This is a genomic window from Methylobacterium sp. A52T (assembly GCF_053346095.1).
The window spans coordinates 1-19391 of sequence record NZ_JBKFBI010000116.1 but is presented as its reverse complement, the minus strand read 5'-3'; the positions used below and the strand labels follow the sequence as shown (position 1 = coordinate 19391).

Genomic DNA, 19391 nt, shown 5'->3' with positions numbered 1-19391 from the left:
ACGATCAGCGACCTCTGGGACACGATCCGACGAGCCTTCAGACGCTTCACGCCAGCCGAATGCCGCCGCTATCTCGCCGCCGGAGGCTACGACGCATATGATCCAATATGATCGGATACCGCTCTAGCTTTACGGACCTTGGCACTTTTCCAGCACGGTACAGCCGGCGCCAGTGCGGCAGAGAGAAGTTGCAGAAGGCGGCAGCTTCGGCTGCGCCCACCACACGGTTGAGGACGATTTGGGCGGCCACTTCGGGTGGCAGGCCCTCAAGGTAAGTCAGAGCCATACACTCGCTCCAAGACCCCGCATACGAGCGAGGCGCAAGTAAGCATGCGCGATCCTATCGGATCAGACAAGGCATAATCTTCACGCTCAATGTATCTAGCCTCTAATGTATCCAGCCGGTTTAGATCGTCATGCCTAAATATCGGCAGTGATGATTTTATGGAGGTATTGAGACCAGTTTTCGAGGGCCGCGGTTTTCTCCGTCGCATAGGTTGCTCGGTTATAAACTCTTGCTACGCCCATTCTCGCTGGTCCGGTTATGTGATTCACGATGGCTTCGACCACATGGGGCAGAACCCCGAGGTTTTCGTTCATGTGGGTTACGACGGTGCGTCGTAAATCGTGGATTCGCCAAGGGGTAATACCTTGAGTGTTTCTACCATGCATCCAAATGCGTGCTTCGTTTATGCGTTTGTCGAGGGAGGTTTTTGCACGAGACCAGCCCTGATATGATCCAGCCGATTCCCCGAACAAAAACTCGCGGCCTGCGCGACGTGGTACGGTTTCGAGGATTTCGCGAACGGCGCGCGAGAGCGGCACGTCGTGCGGAAGGCCATTTTTGGTGCGTTCGGCTGGGAGGCGCCAAACCTCGCTCGCCTTGTCTATCTCGCACCAGCGCATGCCCCCGACTTCGTTTCGCCGCTGGCCGGTTAGAAGCAGCAATTTGACGATTCGCCCGTGGTCATCATCTCGGCAGGCTCGCCATATCTCGGCAATTTCGCCCGCGGTGAGCACGCGCGTGCGGCTGGTTTCCTCAACCGCCTTTCCGGTGGAGGTAACAGGATTAGTTTCCACAAGGCCTTGGCGCATTGCCCACGTGAAAAGAGCGGATAGGCACGTCCGGCCCCGATTCGCCGCATGGGGACCGTGTTGCGCAGCAACGCCGTTCAACCAGCTTGCTACTTCTCGGCGCCCGACAGAGTGGACCGGCGAGTCATGGAGTGGGACCAAATAGCGACGCAGATATCGTTCGGCTTCAGCGTAGGAAGTTGGCTTAAGGCGGGTTTCGACCAGCCGCAGGTAGTCGTTGGTTACGCCAGATAGAGTTATGGCCGCCCGCGCGCGAGCTTGGGCCTTTTCTATCTGCGGGTCACCGCCGAGCTGCACCTTGGCGAGGATTTCCCTGGCGCGCTTGCGCGCTTCCTCTAGATCCAAGGCTGCGGCATTCGCCAGTGTCACCCGGCGATGTTTCGTCCCAACCCGATACTGGACGATCCAGGTTCGCTTCCCGCCAGCGCGGAGGCGAATGCCAAACCCTGGCAAAGCGTCATCGAAAACGATCCGCTCGGTTTTCCCGGGCGGAATTTCCACTGCTCCGATAGTCGCTTTGGTGAGGCGCATGGGTGCTCGGCTGGGAAGCGGTTGGGAAGCACGATCATGCTTCCCAATGCGCTTTTATGATCCCAGCCGGAAGAGGGTCTGTCTAAGAAACCGTTGTTCTATAACGATTTATGCGGCCAGTTGATGCCGTATGATCACACCGGCTCTCGGCTTTACACGGAGAGGGTCGGGGGTTCGAGTCCCTCACCGCCCACCAAGATTGTTCATGGTTTCAGTTGTTCGCTGATTTGAGGCCGGCAAGTTCCGACCTCAGCAGCGGTTCTGACGGCACCTTACGGCACCATGGTTCCGGCTAGGCCGCGGCCCGCAGGAGAGGACGTGAAGCCGCCGCCGGCGGTCGAGGGCTCGAGCGCCTCGGACATCTTCTGGCCGTCGCGCCCGCGCTGCTGCGCCTCCACGGCTCGGTCCTAGGACACGCCGAGCCGAGCTGGCGCGCCCGCGAGGGCGAGATGGAGGCGCTGGAGATAACCTTCGTCAGAAGAAGTGCGGGAGCCAGTTCGAGCGGCAGGCTACCCGCTGACCGGCTCGTCGGAGCGTGCTACCTGAGCCGCATGCCCCGCTGGCTTCAATTCGCCCTCGGCCTCGTCACGCTGATCGCGCTCGCCGCGGGCATCGTGCGTACGCTCGTGCGTCACATGCCGGACGCGGCCGCGTCATGGCTCGGGCCGTGGGCCTACGAGGCGCTGATCCTCTTGCTGGCCATCAGCTTCGTGGCGATCATCGTGCGGGCCGCCCAGGGCTATCGCTCTCCTCGATCTGATAAGGTGCGGTAATGCTCCGCCGGCTCGCGATCCTCCTCCCTCTGCTCGTCTCCACGGTCGCGCACGCCGCGGGCCCGGGAGCCAGGGCGGTGGGCACCTTCGAGCACCAGGAGGACGGCTACGAGCAGGGCGTCGAGGTGAAGGCAGCGGGCGCAGCCGGCTTCACGGCCCAGTTCTCGACGGGAACCAAGGGCTGCGGCGGTGAGGTGAGGATGAAAGGGCGGCCGACCGGACCCGACACAGTCGTTTTCCGCAAAACCGAAGGTGGGCAAACCTGCCGAATCACCGCTCGCTACGCTCCGGATTTCCGGTCCGTCGTCCTGGAGGAGCAGGGCTGCACGATGTGGCACGGCGCTTCGTGTGAGTTCCAAGGGACGTTGAAGCGAAAGGGACGCTAGCTGCCCCGCCACGATGCGGCGCGACTGTGGAGGCACCGATAGAGCCGGCAAAGGCGAAGGTCGGCACTAGCACACAATCGCAGCGTGAACCTGTTGCAAGAACAGGAGGATCTTTGGAAGCTTCGCCCTGATTCGAGGGCGGAGTCGTGTATCGATGGCGTTCAATCACATTCTATTTTCGATTTTTGTTTATCTAAGTGCGGTTATTTGCGGGGCAGTGGTGGGTGGAATACTGGGGTTTCTCGTCGGTGCTTGGTATGTTGACATTATGAAGGTAACCCAGCGCGAAGGCACGGCCGGCTATATGGTCGTTTTGCTTTTCACGCCGATCGGGGCGTCCTTGGGAGCCGTTGCTGCCCTCGTCGCGCTGGTCATTCGTCGTCACTATTATTGATGCGTTCAAACAGGCATTGTCGGGCACCAACTCGCTCTGGCTGAACTGTCGCGCGCACTGCGCCACACCTTCGCGACGGGGGCATGAGGGCGGGCGTGCCGTTCGGCAAGGTCGCTCCAGCGCTCGGTACCAATGAGCAGGTCGTGGAGCAGGTTTATGGCCACCACCTGCCGGAGCATCTGCGCGGCGTTGTGGAGACCGTGTCGCGCGACGGTCAGGCGTAAGGCGCAGGAGGTATCCGAGGAACAGGCTCGGAACAGTCTCCGGATATTCTTCGGAGACGGAGGTCCGACAGGGCCTTCCAAGGCCCGCTCCGTCTTTCCCCTGTGCCTGCGCTCCAAGCCTTAGGAACGCCAATCCATTCCACCGAGAGGGTCGGGAGTCCGAGTCCCTCACCGCCCACCAGCGCTCCGGCGCCGGCCTCCGTCGACGGTGAGGGCGGGCGGCTACCGGTAGCCGCCGTTCGGCAACCGTCCATGATACGGCGTGTTGCGGCAATGGCCCCACGGTCCGCGCCAGTAGCCGGGCGGGCAGCCATTCCCCGCGCGCACCTGATACCAGCCGCCGGGCAGCGGACCGACATAGGGCGTGCTGCGGCAGTGGCCCCAGGGGCCGCGCCAAGCGCCGGGCCCACATCCCCCCGCCACGAGCGTGATCGGCGCCGCGAGGCCCGGATCGGCCACGACCGGCATCGCCTGCGCGGCCGAGATCGGCAGCGCCGCCAAGGCTACGGCCGCGGCAGCTTTCGTTAAAATATTCATCGTCACTCTCCGGGAAAACGGTCCGTATTGATCGCCACGATCTTCCACGGAACTCACCAATACGCCCCGGAGATGCATTAAATATCGGCCATGAAAGAAAATGGTTCCGGAAATGCGAGCAATGCGATGGATCGGCGCGGCGCTCCCGCGCTGGCATCGCCCGTCAGCGGGAGCGACGCTGGCGACCAGCAGCCGCGTCCCGCCACGGAAAGAGCTGCAACCGGAAATCTCAACCGGAGGTGGTTCATGATGAAGCTGAAGGCAAATGCCTGAGGCCGGGGCGCTCAGTCATACCTATGAATCGGTACTGTAAGCCTCGGAATAGACGTGGGCATCCTCGCGGAATCACTTCGAAGCGGAGGGTGCGATGCCAGTCACGATTCCGGATCGCCTGGGGCTCGGCGTCGCCGATGCCGGGAACGGCCTCTCCGCCCGCGCGGCCGAGGCACGGTCGCGGCTCGTCCGCTGGATCGTGGGGAATCGCGCGGCGGCGCGCGTCCCGACGCGGATCCTGACCGACGACGAGATCGCCGCGTTCCGGCGCGACGGGTTCGTCACCGTCCCGGCGATCACCACCGCCGAGGAGCTCGACACCCTGCGCGGCGCCTATGACCGTCTGTTCGAGGAGGCGCGGGGCTGGAAGGACGGGAGCCTGTTCGACCTCGTCGACGTCGACCGCGGCGCCAGCGAGGCGCGCTCGCCCCAGCTCCTCAACCCGTCCCGCTTCGAGCCGCTCCTCCGGGACATCCTGTTCCGGGCCAACGCCCTGGCCATGTCGCGCCAGCTTCTGGGGAGCCGCGCGGCCCTCGTCTTCGAGCACGCGATCCGCAAGCCGCCGAAGATCGGCGCCGCCACCGCGTGGCACCAGGACGAGGCGTTCTACGCCGCCTACACGAATTACCGGGCGATCACGGTCTGGATGCCCCTGCAGGACGTCTCGCCGGAGAACGGCTGCATGCTCTACGTCCCGGGCAGCCACCGGGAGCCGCTCCTCCCCCATCGCAGCATCGGCGGCGACCCGCGGATCCACGGGCTCGAGGCCCTCGGCGTTCCGGTGGAGCGCGCGGTCCCGTGCCCGCTCCCGGCGGGCGGCGCCACCTTCCACGATTGCCGGACCCTGCACTGCGCCGGGCCGAATCTCAGCGCCGGACCGCGGCGCGCCTACGCCCTCGGCTTCGGGGTCCGCGCGCCGGAGCACACGCTCCGCCACGAGCATCCCTGGAACGCCGAGAAGCGCACGCTGCGGCAGGAGCGCGAGCGGCAGGCCCGCGGCGGGCTGGCCCGGTTGAAGGCGGGCGCCAAGCAGCAGATCAAGGCGCTCATCCGCTGAGGGAGGCCCCGCCTGCGGGGCTCGTGACCGGGCGCGTCAGGCCTCCGACCGCACCGCCAGAGCGGCGCGCACGACCGCGTCGGTCTGCAGGTGGTGCAGCATGTGGCCGGCCCCCGGAAGGGACTCGAACCGCGCCCCGGGGATCAGGCCGGCCGCGCGCCGGCCGTGCAGGTCGGTGTTCACCACCACGTCGGCGCTGCCGCCCAGGATACGGGTGGGCCGGCGCAGGGTCGGGTAGCCGAGGACGCTGCGCGCGAGCCCCGGCCAGAGCCAGCCCGCATCCTCGCCCTCGGCGGTGATCTGCGCCGGGCGACCCGCCAGGGCGAAGGGGAAGTCCCGCGCGAAGCGCGCCGGCATCGCCTCGGGGAAGAACATCGCGTTCCACAGGAGCGGGAGCAGCGCCCGATCGCTGCTGGCGCCCAGGAGCGCCGACAGCGCGTCGCCGCCGAAGGGCAGCGCCCGCGGCCCGAACAGCACCTGCTCCAGCCGCGGCTCGGGGAAGCAGATCGGCGCCAGGGCGACGATGCCGGCCACCTCGTCCGGATGGAGCATGCCGTAGGCGAGGGCGACGGCGGCCCCGAACGAGTGGCCCAGGATGACCGGGCGCTCCAGGCCGAGCTGCCGCACCGCCTCCCGGATGCACGCCGCCTGATCCCAGATGTCGGCGCCGCCGCCGCGCGGCCGGCGGCTGAAGCCGTGGCCCGGGCGGTCGACGGCGACCACGCGGAAATGCTCGGCCAGAGCCGGCACGGACCCGAGCCAGACGTCCTCCAGGCACATCAGCGTCCCGTGGATCGCCACGAGGTCCGGCCCGGTGCCGGTCTCCGCGTAGGCGATCGTCCGGTCGTCGGCCAGGGACACGATCTGGCGCGGCACGATCCGGGGATCGGCCTCGGGGCCGGTTCCGGCCTCCCGCGCCGGTCGGGCGGGGCCGGGCAGGGTCTCCGTCGCGACGGCCACTTACAGGCGCCGCCGGCGCCCGGACGAGGCGCCGAGCACCGCGACGGCCGTGGCCGCGCCGACGCCGAGGAGGCCGGCCGCCGCCGTGAGGGGGTGCAGGGTCGCGCGGGTGTAGGCGCTGGTCCGCATGACCGGGACGGGCGGGTCGCCCCGCGTCTCGCCCGCCGAGACCGGCGCGTGCAGGGCGCCGTCCGGGTTGCGGGGCGCGCTCCGGCGCTTCTGGAGCGCGATGATGGCCGGGCCGAGATAGTCGTAGGCGCCGGGCGCGAATTCCTTGCCGGCCACGAAGGCCTTGCCGGCCCCGCCCACGAAGATGTCGCGCTGCGGGTGGACGGCCGCGTGCAGGATGGCGTTCGCCACCTCCTCCGGCGGATAGATCGGCGGCGGCAGGCTCGGCTCGCGGTCCATGTAGTTGCGCGCCCGCTGGGGCAGGGGGGTGTCGATCGAGGCCGGCTTGATCAGCGTCACCGAAATCGGTGCGTTCTCGTCCATCAACTCCATGCGCAGGGCGTCGGTGAAGCCCTTCACGGCGTGTTTCGAGGCCGCGTACATGCCCTGGAACGGGAAGGCGAGGTCGGAGGCGATGCTGCCGACGTTGATGAGGGCGCCGCCGTGTTGGCACAGGTGCTCGGTCGCCACCAGGGAGCCGTAGACGGTCCCCCAGAAATTCGTCTGGATCAGGCGCTCGTGGTCGGCATCGCTGATCTCGCGCAGCCGGCCGTAGATCGAGCCGCCGGCCACGTTCACCCAGGTGTCGAAGCCGCCGAAGGTCGCCTCGGCCCGGTCGGCGACGGCCTGCACGTCGGCCCGCCGGCCGACATCGGCGACGACGTCGATCGCCTTGCCGCCGACGCCCTCGATCTCGGCGCGGATGCGCGCCAGGGCGTCGCCGCTGCGCGCCGCCAGCACCACCCGGGCGCCGCGCTCGGCCGCCATCCGCGCCGTGGCGAGGCCGATGCCCGACGAGGCGCCGGTAATCACGATGACCTGCTCGCGGAGCGGCTTGTGCTTCATGCGGTGTCCCCGACGCTGCGGCGCGGCCGCACGGGAGCGGCCACACGCTAGGCTATCGATCGGGGCGGCCGCATGTTCCGGGCGCGCCTGCGGGTGATCGGGTCGCAGGCTGCCCGGCCGGGCGCTCAGCGGCCGTAGATGTCCTCGACGCGGATGATGTCGTCCTCGCCGGTGTAGGAGCCGACCTGGACCTCGATCAGCTCCAGCGGGATCTTGCCCGGGTTGGCCAGCCGGTGCATCGAGCCGATCGGCAGGTAGACCGCCTCGTTCTCGTGGACCAGCACCACCCGCTCGTCGATCGTGACCTCGGCGGTGCCGCGCACCACCACCCAGTGCTCCGCCCGGTGGTAGTGCTTCTGCAGCGACAGCCGCCCGCCCGGCACCACCTGGATCCGCTTCACCTGGAAGCGCTCGCCGAGGTCGATGCGCTGGTACCAGCCCCACGGCCGGTACATCCGCAGGTGCGCGTCCGCCTCCGGCGCGCCCTGCGCCCGCAGGGCGCCGACAAGCTCCTTCACCTTGCCCGAATGCGCCTTGGAGGCCACCAGGACCGCGTCGGGGGTCGAGACCACCACCACGTCCTCCAGGCCCACCACCGCGGTCAGGCCCTCGCCCTGGCTGTGCACGAGGCTGTTCTTCGTGCCGATCAGCGACACCCGGCCGCGCACGGCGTTGCCGGCCTCGTCGTGGTCCAGCACCTGCCAGACCGCGTCCCAGGTGCCGACATCCGACCACGCGAACGACACCGGCAGCACGCCGGCCCGGGCGGTCCGCTCCATCACCGCGTAGTCGATCGAGATCTTGGGCGCCTGGGCGAAGGCCGCCGCGTCGAGGCGCACGAAGTCGAGGTCGGTCACCGCCGCCTCCAGGGCCGCGCGCGCGGCCGCCAGCACCTCGGGGACGAACGCCTCCAGCTCGGCCAGCATCAGGTCGGCGCGGAACAGGAAGTAGCCCGAGTTCCACAGGGCGCCGTCGGTGATCAGCGCCTCGGCGCCGGCCCGGTCGGGCTTCTCGACGAAGCGGGCGACGCGGGCCGCGCCCGGGGCCTCGGCGATCGGCTCGCCGCGGCGGATGTAGCCGTAATCGGTGGCCGGCCGGTCGGGCTCGATGCCGAGCGTCATCGTGTAGCCGGCCTGGGCGCCGGCGGCGGCGCGTCGCACGGCGTCCACGAAGGCGGCCGTGTCGGGCACGACGTGGTCGGCGGCCATGATCAGCACCACGGCCTGCGGGTCGCTGGCGGCGGCGTGCAGCGCGGCGACCGCCACGGCGGCGGCGGAGTCGCGGCCCTGCGGCTCGAGCAGGATGTCGGCGGAGAGACCGAGCTGGTCGCGCTGCTCGGCGACGATGAAGCGGGCCTCGGCCGAGGCGATGACGGTGGGCGTGGCGAAGACGGTGGCGTCCGACACCCGCGCGAGCGTCGCCTGGAAGGTGGAGCGCTCGGCGTCGACCAGCCGGGCGAACTGCTTGGGCATGCTCTCCCGCGAGGCCGGCCACAGCCGCGTCCCCGTCCCCCCGCACAGGATCATCGGGTGGATCTGGATCGAAGGTCGGGACATGGTGACGTCTCCCGAGAGGGCTCGGCGGGGTCGGCGCGGCCGAGCCCGCCCCGCGCGGGTGCGATGGACTCTCGGGCGCCGATTTCAGGATCTGCCCTTACCGTCGGGCCGGGACCGGAACAACCTGCGCGCATTATCCGCGCGTCGACGGGCTGGCTCCGTGCACCGGGATGGTTATCTCTGGCCTGCCATGAACGCGCCCGTCCCCACCCCGCAGGCCGAAGACCCGGCGCCGTCCCCGCGCCGGATACCCGCGGTGGAGCGCCTCGTCGGCGGCGCGCCGCCGGCGGACCTCGAGACCTACGGGCGGACGGCCTTCACGGACGCGATCCGGGCGGTGCTGGCCGGGATCCGCTCCGGGGGCGGCCCCGTCCCGGACGCGGCGGCGATCCGGGCCGCGGCGTCGGCGCGGCTCGCCGCCGAGCGCCGGCCGTCGCTGCGGCCGGTCTTCAACCTGACCGGCACGGTGCTGCACACCAATCTCGGCCGCGCCCTGCTGCCCCGCTCGGCCGCGGAGGCGGTGGCCGCCGTGATGGTGCAGGCGAGCAACCTCGAGTTCGATCTCGAGACCGGCGCCCGGGGTGAGCGGGACGACCATGTCGAGGGCCTGATCTGCCGCCTGACCGGCGCCGAGGCCGCGGTGGTCGTCAACAACAACGCGGCCGCGGTGCTGCTGGTGCTGAACGCGCTCGCCATGCGCAAGGAGGTCGTGGTCTCCCGCGGCGAACTCGTGGAGATCGGCGGGTCGTTCCGGGTGCCGGACGTGATGGTGCGGGCCGGCTGCCGCCTGCGCGAGGTCGGCACCACCAACCGCACGCACCTGCGCGACTACGCGGAGGCCCTCGGGCCCCGCACCGGCCTCGTGATGAAGGTGCATCCGAGCAACTACGCCATCGCGGGCTTCACCGCGGCGGCCGATCCCGTCGCTCTCCACGCCCTCTGCCGGGAGCGCGGCGTGCCGCTGGCGGACGATCTCGGCAGCGGCAGCCTCGTCGACCTCGCGGCCTACGGGCTGCCCCCCGAGCCCACGATCCGCGCCGCCCTGGAGCGGGCCGACGTCGTCACCTTCAGCGGCGACAAGCTGCTCGGCGCGGTCCAGTGCGGCATCGTGGCCGGCCGGAAGGACCTGATCGCCCGCGTGCGAAAGAATCCTCTGAAGCGGGCCCTGCGCGTCGACAAGATGACCTACGCCGCCCTCGAGGCCGTGCTGCGGCTCTACTTGCACCCGGAGCGGCTGCGCGCGGAGCTCCCGACCCTGCGGCTCCTCACCCGCGACCGCGACAGCATCGCCGCCCAGGCCGAGCGCCTCGCCCCCGTCGTGGCGGAGCGGCTCGCCGGCCGCGCCGCGGTCACGGTCGCCGAGTGCATCAGCCAGATCGGATCCGGCGCCCTGCCGGTGGAGACGCTGCCCAGCGCCGCCCTGGTCCTGACGCCGGCCTCGGCGGGCGGCCGCGGCGCGGGCGGGCGGTGCCGGCGGCTCGCCGAGGCGTTGCGCTGGCTCCCCGTGCCGGTGATCGGCCGGATCAGCGACGAGGCCGTCCGCCTCGATCTCCGGACGCTCGAGGACGAGGCCGGCTTCCTCGACAGCCTGGCGGCGCTCCCACCCGTCGCGGACGGGGGGCGAACCCCGAGACGAACCCCACAGGGTTGTTAAGAGAACGGGCCGGACGACCGGAGCTTGCGCGCCGGTATCCCGTGTTATGGTATGGTGACGAACCCGCGGTCGCGGTCGAGAGTGGCGGTGCGTGGACCGCGATGGGCAAACGATATGGCGTATATTGCCGATACGGCTGAGGCGCATCCGGAGACGGATCCGCTGCTTCTCGATAATCAGCTCTGCTACGCGCTCTATGCTGCCGCGCATCGGATGACCAAGTCGTACCGGCCGCTGCTCGAGCGGCTCGGACTGACCTATCCGCAATATCTGGTCCTGCTGGTGCTCTGGGAACAGGACGGCGTCACGGTCTCGGAGATCGGCCGGCGCCTGCGCCTCGATTCCGGCACGCTGACACCGGTGCTCAAGCGCCTGGAAAGCGCGGGCTTCCTGCTCCGGACCCGGCGCCAGTCGGACGAGCGCGAGGTCGAGATCGCCCTGACGCCGGAGGGCGCCGCCCTGCGCGCCGACGCGGTCTCGGTCCGCGAGAGCGTGATGTGCCAGCTCGAACTCACCGAGCCGGAGATCCGCGCCCTGCGCAAGGATCTGAGCCTCGTCATCGAGCGGCTCAGCGTGAACGACTGAGCGGCCCGGACGCGCTCGGGGTCACCGCCGCAGGCGGTTGCCGAGGACGAAGCCGTACAGCCCCATCAGGATGATGCCGACGCCGCCCTCGATGCCGACCAGCAGGTTGGTGACGCGGCCGGTGGGCTTCAGGCCGATCTCGGGCGGGTTCGCGGTCATCATGTTGAGCGCGCTGTAGCTCAGGAGATCGAGGGGATTGTAGGTCGGCCCGGCCTCCGGCCCCTCCACGATGAACAGGCCGCCCGTCAGGCCGAAGAGCCCGCCGAACAGCACGATCAGCAGCGCGAAGGCGCGGGCGATGCGCGACAGGCTCTCGCCGTAATCGCACAGCCACTCGACGAAGCGGTCGGCGGTCCAGCGATAGCCGTGCCGCAGGAATCCGGACCAGTCCCGGTCGGACCAGGCGGCGCGGGCCTGCTGCCCGGCATGGAACCGGCCCATCCGGCGGCCGCGCTTGTAGGCCCAGCTCGCCGCGTCGTGGCTGCCGATGCTCTTCCAGTTCTGCTCCAGGGCGAGGTAGCTCGCCTGGGCGGCGTCGTAGGCGCCGGCCACCTCCTCGCCGACCGCGCCGCCGAGCTGCTCGACGCTCATCCGCGTGCCGTTGAGCCACGCGCCGGCGAAGCGCGCGTGCCGCAGCCGGCAGGTGGCGAGGTTGAGCCGCACGAGGTCGGTGTCGGAGAGATCCGCCCCCGAGAGATCGGCGCCGTCGAGCTTCGCGCCGGTGAAGTGCGCGCCCCGCAGCCGCGAGCCGGCGAGGCTCGCTTTGGTCAGGCTGGCCTCGGCGAAATCCGCGTGGGTCAGGTTGGCGTCGGCGAGCTTGGCCTCGTCGAGCCGTGCCCCGCGGAAGACCGTGTCGTCCGCGTCCGCCCCGGAGAAATCCGCGCCCCACAGATCGGCGCCGGCGAAGTCGGTCCCGTCGAGGAGGGCGCCGGACAGGTCGGCGAAGCGCATCGCGGCCTGGCCGAACCGGGCATCCTCCAGCATCGCCCCGGCGAACTTCACCTGCCCGGCGACGATGCCGGTGAAGTCCGCCCCCGAGAGATCGGCCTCCGACAGGTCGGCCGCCTCCAGGATCGCCCCGGTGAAGCGAGTCGAGCGCCCGACCGCGCCGGACAGGCTCGCCCCGCGCAGGTTCGCGCCGGAGAGGTCGGCTTCCTCCATGCGGGCGCGGGACAAGTCGGCGCCGACGAGCGTCAGGCCGCCGGATTCGGCGTCGGTGCCGCGGCCGGCATCCGGCACGGTCGCGAGGGCGCCCGGCCCGGCGCGCAGCTGCGACAGGTCCGCGCCCGGCTCGCGCAGGGGCGTCCCGGCGGCGATCCGGCCGACGAGCGCGCGCAGCCGCGAATCCGCCTGGGCGTCCGGCCGCGCGTCGGGGGGAGTCGCCTGATCCATGGTCGTTCCTTGCCGGAAGGCGCGACCGGACGCCAGACGCTCCGCTCAGGGTACGGCGGTCGCGGCCGTCACCCGCACGGTGATCGCCTTGGCGGCCGGAGTCTTGGACTGCTCGTCGTGGTGCCAGAGCGGCAGCAGGACGTTCAACTCCGGGTAGTATCCGGCGCAGTTGCCCTCGGGGATGTCGTAGGCGATCACCCGCAGCCCGCCGACGCGCCGCGTCACTTGGTCGTCCGCCTCGGTCGCCACGTCGACGCTGATCCCGTCCCTCAGTCCCAGTCGCGCGATGTCCCGGCGGTTCATGAACAGCACGTCCCGGGTGCCCTTCACCCCGCGGAAGCGGTCGTCGTAGCCGTAGACCGTGGTGTTGAACTGGTCGTTCGAGCGCAGCGTGATCAGGTCGAGCACGTCCGGGCCGCGGTCGGGCAGGTCCGGGTCGGCCTCCAGGCCTTCGGGCACCGCGAAATTCGCCCTGCCGGTGTCGGTCTCCCACTTGCGGTCGCGGGCGCCCAGCGGCTTCGTCAGGCCGCCGGGTTGGAACATCCGGCCGTTCAGGTCGTGGAACACGCTCGGGTAGGTCGCCTCGATCGCGTCGCGCACCCGCCCGTAATCGGCCACCCAAGCATCCCAGTCGATCCGCGGATTGGGCGGCAGGGTCGCCTTGGCGATCTCCGCCACGATCCAGGGCTCGGAGCGCAGGTGCGGCCCGACCGGGTCGGCCACGCCCCGGGATCCGTGGAAGCGCGCGGTGGAGTCCTCCATCGACACCGCCTGCCGGCCGGTCGCCTGCTGGTCGATCTCGATCCGGCCCAGGCAGGGCAGGATGTAAGCGACGGCGCCGTTCACGAGGTGCGAGCGGTTGAGCTTGGTCGAGATCTGCACGGTGAGCCGCTGCCGCCGCCAGGCCGGTTCCATCCGGGCGGTGTCGGGCACGGCCCGCAGGAAGTTGCCGCCGAGCCCGATGAACGCCTTCACGCGCCCGTCGAGGACGCCCTCGCAGGTCTCGACGGTGTTGAGGCCCTTCTCCCGCGGCGGCTCGAAATCGTAGAGCTCCCGCAGCTTGTCCAGCGGCGCCAGCTCCGGCTTCTCGGTGATGCCGACGGTGCGCTGGCCCTGCACGTTCGAGTGGCCCCGCACCGGGCAGATCCCGGCGCCGGGCTTCCCGATATTGCCGCGCAGCAGCAGCAGGTTCACGAGCATCCGGACGGTCTCGGTGCCCTTGCGGTGCTGGGTCAGGCCCATCCCGTAGATGCCGATCACCGCCTTCGCGCGGGCGTAGACCCCGGCGGCGGCCTCCAGGGCGATCCGGGTGAGGCCGGAGCGCCGCTCCAGCGCCGCCCAGTCCTGACCGTCACAGAAGGCGACGAAGGCCTCGAAGCCATGGGTGTGCTCAGCGATGAAGGCGTGGTCGAGCACCCGCGGCCGGCCGGCGGCCTCCGCGGCCCGGTCGAGGGCGATCAGCGCCTTGCACAGGCCGGTGAGCGCCGCGAGGTCGCCGCCGGCCTTCACCTGGTGGTACTGCGTCGAGATCTTCGTGGACGAGCGGGTGAGCATCTCCACGGGCGATTGCGGGTCGGTGAAGCGCTCCAGCCCGCGCTCGCGCAGCGGGTTGAAGGTGATGATCTGCGCGCCCCGGCGCCGCGCCTCCTGGAGCGGGTGCAGCATCCGCGGCGAGTTCGACCCGACGTTCTGGCCGAAGAAGAAGATCAGGTCCGTGGTCTCGAAATCCTCCAGCAGCACCGTGCCGACCGGCGCGCCGATCGACTGCGGCAGCGCCACCGAGGTCGGCTCGTGGCACATGTTCGAGGAGTCCGGCAGGTTGTTGTTGCCGTAGAGCCGCGCGAGCAGCGCCCACAGGTAGCTCGTCTCCAGCGACGCCCGGCCGGAGGCGTAGAACACCACCGACCGCGGGTCCTGCGCGCGCAGCTCCTTCAGCTCCCGGCCGATCTCGGCCAGGGCCTCCGCCCAGGCGACGGGCCGGTAGCGGTCCGTCGCCGGGTCGTAGCGCATCGGGTGGGTCAGGCGGCCCTGCTCCTCCAAGGCGTAGTCGCTCCAGCCGAGAAGCTCCGTCACCGTGTGCGCGGCGAAGAGGTCCGGCGTCGCGCGGCGGCGCGTCTGCTCCCAGGCGGTCGCCTTGGCGCCGTTCTCGCAATACTCGAACGCCAGCGGCTTGGCGGGCTTCGCCCAGGCGCAGGAGGTGCACATGTAGCCGTCCGGCTTGTTCTGCTTGAGCAGCATCGCCGAGCCGGTGACCGGCACGCCCTCGCGGGTCAGGATCTCGACGAGGGAGCGGGCCGAGCCCCAGCCGCCCGCAGGCCCGTCATAGGGCTCGATCCGGACGTCGTCGGTGTTCTGATCGGCCATGGCGCCCTCCACCCGGCGCAGCGAGCACCGGACCGGGGGAACGCGCGAGCGGGCGAATGGGATCACGGGCGCGTCACCGCGCCCGGAGAAGGGTTTCCTCGCCGCCGCCGCGGCTCTAACGTCGACACGCGGACTGTCCCGCCGGAGGAGGAAATCATGGCCAGCGTCGACGTCGAGATGGTGAAGTGCGCCTGCCAGGACTGCGTCTGCGTGATCCCGGTCGCCAAGGCCGTGTCGCGGGACGGCAAGGCCTATTGCTGCGACGACTGCGCGAACGGCCACAAGGATCACGCCGGCTGCGAGCACGCCGGCTGCGCCTGCCACGGCTAGGGCTTTTCCCGGCCGCGTCGCGACGGTCCGGAGGACGCGTCTCCGGTCGAGACAGTCGCGACGCGCCCCCTCTCCCGTCCGGGACAGGGTTGGGGTGAGGGGCACGACGTTTCCGGATCGCACGCCATCGCGGCTCGGTCAGAGTGCGCTGCGTTCGGACAGACCTGATCCCTCACCCTGTCCCTCTCCCGCACGGGAGAGGGGACCCGCGCCTCGCTCGGGACAGGCTCCGCGATCGTCGCCGTCCCGACCTCGGTGAGATCAGGCCTCCCAGAGAGTCAGGCGCTCTCGTTTCGGGGCGCCGAAGGCGGGCCCGGAATCGCGACGCTCCGTCGGTGTGAGACCTGCCGACCCCGGCACTGCATCACCGGCTCCGCGGCGCGCCCCCGGGATGGCGGGCGATGGGCGCGCGGTCAGGAGACCGCGGCGAGCTTGTCGGCCATCGACTGGTCCTTGTCGCGGCGCGTCGAGAAGATCAGCGTGAAGAAGGTCCGCTGGACGCCGAGCTCGGCGAGCTTCGCCTCGCACCGTTCCGCCAGCGCGCAGATCTCCGACAGCTCGCCCTCGATGTTCGTGCCGTTGGGATGCATCGTGGCGGTGAGCCCGCTCGACTCGATGATCCCCTTGATCTCGCGGACGTAGGGCGAGACCGACGGGCCGACGCCCATCGGCACGATGCAGAGGTCGGCCGAAACTCTCATGGTGCCTGCCTGATCCGGGAGGGGGGCCCCGGCCGGCAGCGCGACCGGAAGCGGAGCGAGCCGGCAGCCTATCGCCGGCCGCACCGACTTTCCAGGCCGGTGCCGGGGTCACGCCTCGCCGGTCTCCAGCGCCGCGGCCCGCACCGAGGGCAGGCAGGGATTGGCGTTGTCGCTGCGCCACGCGAGCCACAGCTCCGGCCCGATCGTGGCCGGCAGGGCGATCGGCCGGAGCCGGATGTCGGCCATGCTGTTGCCCCGGGCGCTGCCCGGAACCAGCGCGACGCCGATGCCGGCGCCGACGAGGGCCAGCATCGCGTGGACCTGGTTCACCCGCTGCACGATCCGGGGCTGCACGCCCCCGGCCTCGAACAGACGGTCGAGCAGGTCGATGAAGTAGCGCCCGCCCCGGGGTGACCAGGTCACGAAGGCCTCGCCGTCGAGGTCCTGCAGGGTCGGGGCGCGCGCCGCCGCGAGGCGGTGCCCGCGCGGCACCGCGAGCAGGAGCCGCTCGCGCGCCAGCGGCGCGGTGGCGATCGCGGATTTCGGATCCTGCAGGACCGGGGCCGGCCGCAGGATCGCGAGATCGGTGCGGTTCTCGCCCAGCGCCAGGATCTGCTCGTCCGAGACCATCTCCTCCAGCACGAGGTCGACCTCGGGCAGCGTCCGGCGGACATGGGCGACGACCTGCGGCAGCGTCCGGTAGGCCGAGGCGGCGGTGAAGCTGAGGCGCAGCACCCCGCTCTCGCCCCGCGCGGCGCGGCGCGTGATGCGCGCGGCGTTCTCGGCCGCCGCCAGCACCCGGTAGGCCTCGGCCAGGAAGGTGCGGCCCGCCGGGGTCAGGCGCACCGCGCGCGTGGTCCGCTCCAGCAGCGTCACGCCCAGCGTCTGCTCAAGCATCTGGATCTGCCGCGACAGGGGGGACTGGGTCAGGTGCAGCCGGGCCGCGGCCCGGCCGAAATGCATCTCCTCGGCGACGGCGACGAAGCTGCGGGCATGGCCGAGATCGAACATTGATGCAGGATCCGGGATAATCCAGCCAAAATCAACGTTGGACGCATTTAACGCCGGCGCCTAACCCCGGACACGACACCGAACGGTGCGTTCCAGGGAGAGAATCGATGGCGAGCATGACCCCGGCCGAGATGGCGCGCGTGCTGGGCTCCGGCCTGCTGTCCTTCCCGGTCACGCATTTCCGCGACGATCTCAGCTTCGACGAGACCGCCTACCGGGACAATCTCGGGCGGCTGGCCGACTACAGGGTGTCGGGCCTGTTCGCCGCCGGCGGCACCGGCGAGTTCTTCTCGCTGACGCCCACCGAGATCGACCGCGTCCTGCGCGCCGCCGTCGAGGAGACCCGCGGCCGGACCCCGGTCATCGCCCCCGCCGGCCAGGGCACCGCCCTGGCGGTCGAGATGGCCCGGGCCGCCGAGGCTGCCGGCGCGGACGGGATCCTGCTGCTGCCGCCCTACCTCGTCGGTTCCGAGCAGGCCGGTCTCGCCGCCCATATCGAGGCGGTCTGCCGCGCGACCTCCCTCGGCGTCATCGTCTACAACCGCGCCAACGCCCAGCTCAACGAGCAGACGCTCGCCGGCCTGTGCGAGCGCTGCCCCAACCTCGTCGGCTTCAAGGACGGCGTCGGCGACGTCGAGCTGATGACCCGGGTCTACGCCGCTCTGGGCGACCGCCTGACCTATGTCGGCGGCCTGCCCACGGCCGAGACCTTCGCGCTGCCGTACCTGGAGATGGGCGTCACCACCTACTCCTCGGCGATCTTCAACTTCCTGCCCGAATGGGCGCTGTCCTTCTACGACAGCGTCCGCCGCCGGGACCGCGACGCGGTCTACCGGGAGCTGCGCGACTTCGTCCTCCCCTACATCGCGATCCGCAACCGCAAGCGCGGCTACGCGGTCTCGATCGTCAAGGCGGGCATGAGCGCCGTCGGCCGCCACGCCGGCCCGGTCCGGCCGCCGCTGACCGAGCTCGACGCGGCCGAGCGCGCCGAGCTGACGGTCCTGATCGGCGACCGCCGCTGAGCCCCCGCCTCGACACCCAAGACAGACCCGCCGAGCCAACGGCGGCCACGACCCGCCTCCCGGATCAACCGGGCGGCGACGAGCCTGGGAGAACGTCCATGAGTGCCAGTTCGACCGGCGCGCCGAGCACCCTGCTCGCCGCCGCCGACGCGGGTCGCCGCACCCGCGTCCGCCTGCTGATCGTCGCGATGCTGTTCGCCGCGACCACCATCAACTACGCCGACCGCGCGACCATCTCGATCGCCGGCCCCGACATGGCCAAGGAACTCGGCCTCTCGCCGGTCCAGATGGGCTACGTCTTCTCGGCCTTCGCGTGGTCCTACGTCCTCGCCCAGATCCCGGGCGGCTGGCTCCTCGACCGCTACAGCGTCAAGTGGGTCTACGCCGCCGCCGTCGCCCTCTGGTCGGCCTTCACCCTGGTCCAGGGCGCCGTCGGCTTCTTCACCGGCCTGACCGCCGTGGTGCTGCTCTTCGCCCTGCGGCTCGCCGTCGGCCTCACCGAGGCACCGGTCTTCCCCGCCAACGCCCGGATCGTCGCCGCGTGGTTCCCGACCCGCGAGCGCGGCATGGCCTCGGCGTTCTTCAACTCGGCGCAGTACTTCGCCACGGTGCTGTTCACGCCGCTGATGGCGTGGATCGTCCACAATTTCGGCTGGCACCACGTTTTCACCAGCATGGGCCTGCTCGGCATCGCCTTCGCGGTCCTCTGGCTGCGCGTGGTCGACAGCCCGAAGAACCACCCGTCGATGAACCAGGCGGAGCGGGACTACATCGAGGCCGGCGGCGCCCTGCTCGACATGGACGGCCAGAGCCGGAGCAAGCAGGGCGATGCCGGCCGGACGCTGCGCCAGCTGCTCGCCAACCGGATGCTGCTCGGCATCTATATCGGCCAGTACTGCATCACGGTGCTGACCTACTTCTTCCTGACGTGGTTCCCGGTCTACCTCGTCAAGGAGCGCGGCCTGTCGATCCTGCAGGCCGGCTTCGCGGCGGTGCTGCCGGCGCTGTGCGGCTTCATCGGCGGCATCCTCGGGGGCGTGATCTCCGACCTGCTCCTGCGCCGCGGCTTCTCGCTGACGGCGGCCCGCAAGATCCCGATCGTCGGCGGCATGCTGCTGTCGATGAGCATCATCGGCTGCAACTACGTCCAGGCGGACGCCCTGGTGGTCGGCCTGATGGCGCTGGCCTTCTTCGGCAAGGGCATCGGCGCGCTCGGCTGGGCGGTCGTCGCCGACACCTCGCCCCGGGAGAGCGGCGGCCTCTCGGGCGGCCTGTTCAACACCTTCGGCAACACCGCCGGCATCACCACGCCGATCGCGATCGGCTACATCGTCCAGAGCACGGGCTCGTTCAACGGCGCCCTGGTCTTCGTCGGCCTGAACGCCCTCGTCGCCTGCTTCTGCTACCTCGTGGTGGTCGGCGAGATCCGCCGCGTCGAGCTCAAGGCCCACTGACCCGCACGCCGGACCGGGCCCGGCCGGGCCGGCCCCCCCACGGTCCCCCCCCCCGCCCCGCCCCGGCCCGCCCGGGGG

19 protein-coding genes and 1 pseudogene are annotated in these 19391 nt (G+C 70.4%); 11 read left to right on the top strand and 9 right to left on the bottom strand.

What is annotated here, in order from left to right:
- Positions 1-111, top strand: a pseudogene (locus tag ACLBYE_RS22915) (IS630 family transposase); the annotation flags it as partial.
- Between the two features lie 309 nt (positions 112-420).
- Here ACLBYE_RS22915 and ACLBYE_RS22910 read toward each other — a convergent pair.
- Positions 421-1626, bottom strand: coding sequence for a tyrosine-type recombinase/integrase (locus ACLBYE_RS22910; RefSeq protein WP_447695929.1), 1206 nt, complete (start codon positions 1624-1626; stop codon positions 421-423).
- Between the two features lie 449 nt (positions 1627-2075).
- Between ACLBYE_RS22910 and ACLBYE_RS22905 the strand changes: the two genes are divergently transcribed.
- The 4 genes from ACLBYE_RS22905 (at position 2076) to ACLBYE_RS22890 (ending at position 3403) form a co-directional block, all read left to right on the top strand.
- Positions 2076-2399: a hypothetical protein gene (locus tag ACLBYE_RS22905; RefSeq protein ID WP_447695928.1), complete on the top strand. Its 324-nt coding sequence runs from the start codon at positions 2076-2078 to the stop codon at positions 2397-2399.
- 77 nt (positions 2400-2476) lie between these two features.
- Positions 2477-2785 (top strand): hypothetical protein, encoded by a 309-nt coding sequence (locus ACLBYE_RS22900; protein WP_447695927.1) that lies wholly within the window; start codon positions 2477-2479, stop codon positions 2783-2785.
- 154 nt (positions 2786-2939) lie between these two features.
- Positions 2940-3179, top strand: a complete 240-nt coding sequence (locus tag ACLBYE_RS22895; RefSeq protein ID WP_447695926.1) for a hypothetical protein — start codon at positions 2940-2942, stop codon at positions 3177-3179.
- Positions 3180-3274: 95 nt separating this feature from the next.
- Entirely contained in the window at positions 3275-3403 is a 129-nt protein-coding gene (locus ACLBYE_RS22890) for a hypothetical protein (protein WP_447695925.1), read from the top strand.
- 222 nt (positions 3404-3625) lie between these two features.
- On the opposite strand, the gene ACLBYE_RS22885 is transcribed toward ACLBYE_RS22890, so the two are convergent.
- Positions 3626-3871 carry a GCG_CRPN prefix-to-repeats domain-containing protein gene (locus ACLBYE_RS22885; RefSeq protein ID WP_049961877.1) on the bottom strand — a complete coding sequence of 82 codons (246 nt, stop codon included), beginning with the start codon at positions 3869-3871 and terminating at the stop codon, positions 3626-3628.
- Positions 3872-4307: 436 nt separating this feature from the next.
- Here ACLBYE_RS22885 and ACLBYE_RS22880 point away from each other — a divergent pair, with 436 nt between their 5' ends.
- Entirely contained in the window at positions 4308-5270 is a 963-nt protein-coding gene (locus ACLBYE_RS22880) for a phytanoyl-CoA dioxygenase family protein (protein ID WP_447695924.1), read from the top strand.
- Between the two features lie 36 nt (positions 5271-5306).
- Here ACLBYE_RS22880 and ACLBYE_RS22875 read toward each other — a convergent pair whose 3' ends face one another.
- From ACLBYE_RS22875 to ACLBYE_RS22865, 3 genes are all read right to left on the bottom strand, one after another.
- On the bottom strand, positions 5307-6230 hold the full coding sequence (locus ACLBYE_RS22875; protein ID WP_447695923.1) for an alpha/beta fold hydrolase: 924 nt from the start codon (positions 6228-6230) through the stop codon (positions 5307-5309).
- Positions 6231-7244 carry an SDR family oxidoreductase gene (locus ACLBYE_RS22870; protein ID WP_447695922.1) on the bottom strand — a complete coding sequence of 338 codons (1014 nt, stop codon included), beginning with the start codon at positions 7242-7244 and terminating at the stop codon, positions 6231-6233.
- 125 nt (positions 7245-7369) lie between these two features.
- Complete coding sequence (locus tag ACLBYE_RS22865) at positions 7370-8800, bottom strand: mannose-1-phosphate guanylyltransferase/mannose-6-phosphate isomerase (RefSeq protein WP_026604556.1); 1431 nt, start codon at positions 8798-8800, stop codon at positions 7370-7372.
- Between the two features lie 190 nt (positions 8801-8990).
- Between ACLBYE_RS22865 and selA the strand changes: the two genes are divergently transcribed.
- Together selA and ACLBYE_RS22855 are read left to right on the top strand one after the other, a co-directional pair.
- The gene (gene selA / locus ACLBYE_RS22860; RefSeq protein ID WP_447695921.1) at positions 8991-10454 is read left to right on the top strand and encodes an L-seryl-tRNA(Sec) selenium transferase; all 1464 of its coding nucleotides are present in this window, start codon (positions 8991-8993) and stop codon (positions 10452-10454) included.
- Between the two features lie 114 nt (positions 10455-10568).
- On the top strand, positions 10569-11039 hold the full coding sequence (locus ACLBYE_RS22855; protein ID WP_447695920.1) for a MarR family winged helix-turn-helix transcriptional regulator: 471 nt from the start codon (positions 10569-10571) through the stop codon (positions 11037-11039).
- 21 nt (positions 11040-11060) lie between these two features.
- Here the strand turns inward: ACLBYE_RS22855 and ACLBYE_RS22850 are convergent, their stop codons facing one another.
- Together ACLBYE_RS22850 and ACLBYE_RS22845 are read right to left on the bottom strand one after the other, a co-directional pair.
- Positions 11061-12431: a pentapeptide repeat-containing protein gene (locus ACLBYE_RS22850; protein ID WP_447695919.1), complete on the bottom strand. Its 1371-nt coding sequence runs from the start codon at positions 12429-12431 to the stop codon at positions 11061-11063.
- A gap of 45 nt (positions 12432-12476) precedes the next feature.
- Positions 12477-14795 carry an FdhF/YdeP family oxidoreductase gene (locus ACLBYE_RS22845; RefSeq protein WP_447695918.1) on the bottom strand — a complete coding sequence of 773 codons (2319 nt, stop codon included), beginning with the start codon at positions 14793-14795 and terminating at the stop codon, positions 12477-12479.
- Between the two features lie 156 nt (positions 14796-14951).
- On the opposite strand from ACLBYE_RS22845, the gene ACLBYE_RS22840 reads away from it, so the two are divergent.
- Complete coding sequence (locus tag ACLBYE_RS22840; RefSeq protein WP_020090747.1) at positions 14952-15125, top strand: metallothionein; 174 nt, start codon at positions 14952-14954, stop codon at positions 15123-15125.
- 413 nt (positions 15126-15538) lie between these two features.
- On the opposite strand, the gene ACLBYE_RS22835 is transcribed toward ACLBYE_RS22840, so the two are convergent.
- On the bottom strand, positions 15539-15826 hold the full coding sequence (locus tag ACLBYE_RS22835) for an MTH1187 family thiamine-binding protein (RefSeq protein WP_447695917.1): 288 nt from the start codon (positions 15824-15826) through the stop codon (positions 15539-15541).
- A 108-nt stretch (positions 15827-15934) separates the two neighbouring features.
- A complete protein-coding gene (locus tag ACLBYE_RS22830; protein WP_447695916.1) occupies positions 15935-16837 on the bottom strand; it encodes a LysR family transcriptional regulator in 903 nt (300 codons plus the stop codon).
- A gap of 107 nt (positions 16838-16944) precedes the next feature.
- Here ACLBYE_RS22830 and kdgD point away from each other — a divergent pair, with 107 nt between their 5' ends.
- Both kdgD and ACLBYE_RS22820 read left to right on the top strand, forming a co-directional pair.
- Positions 16945-17859 carry a 5-dehydro-4-deoxyglucarate dehydratase gene (gene kdgD / locus ACLBYE_RS22825; protein ID WP_447695915.1) on the top strand — a complete coding sequence of 305 codons (915 nt, stop codon included), beginning with the start codon at positions 16945-16947 and terminating at the stop codon, positions 17857-17859.
- A 98-nt stretch (positions 17860-17957) separates the two neighbouring features.
- A complete protein-coding gene (locus tag ACLBYE_RS22820) occupies positions 17958-19313 on the top strand; it encodes an MFS transporter (RefSeq protein WP_020090743.1) in 1356 nt (451 codons plus the stop codon).
- Positions 19314-19391 lie beyond the last annotated feature (78 nt).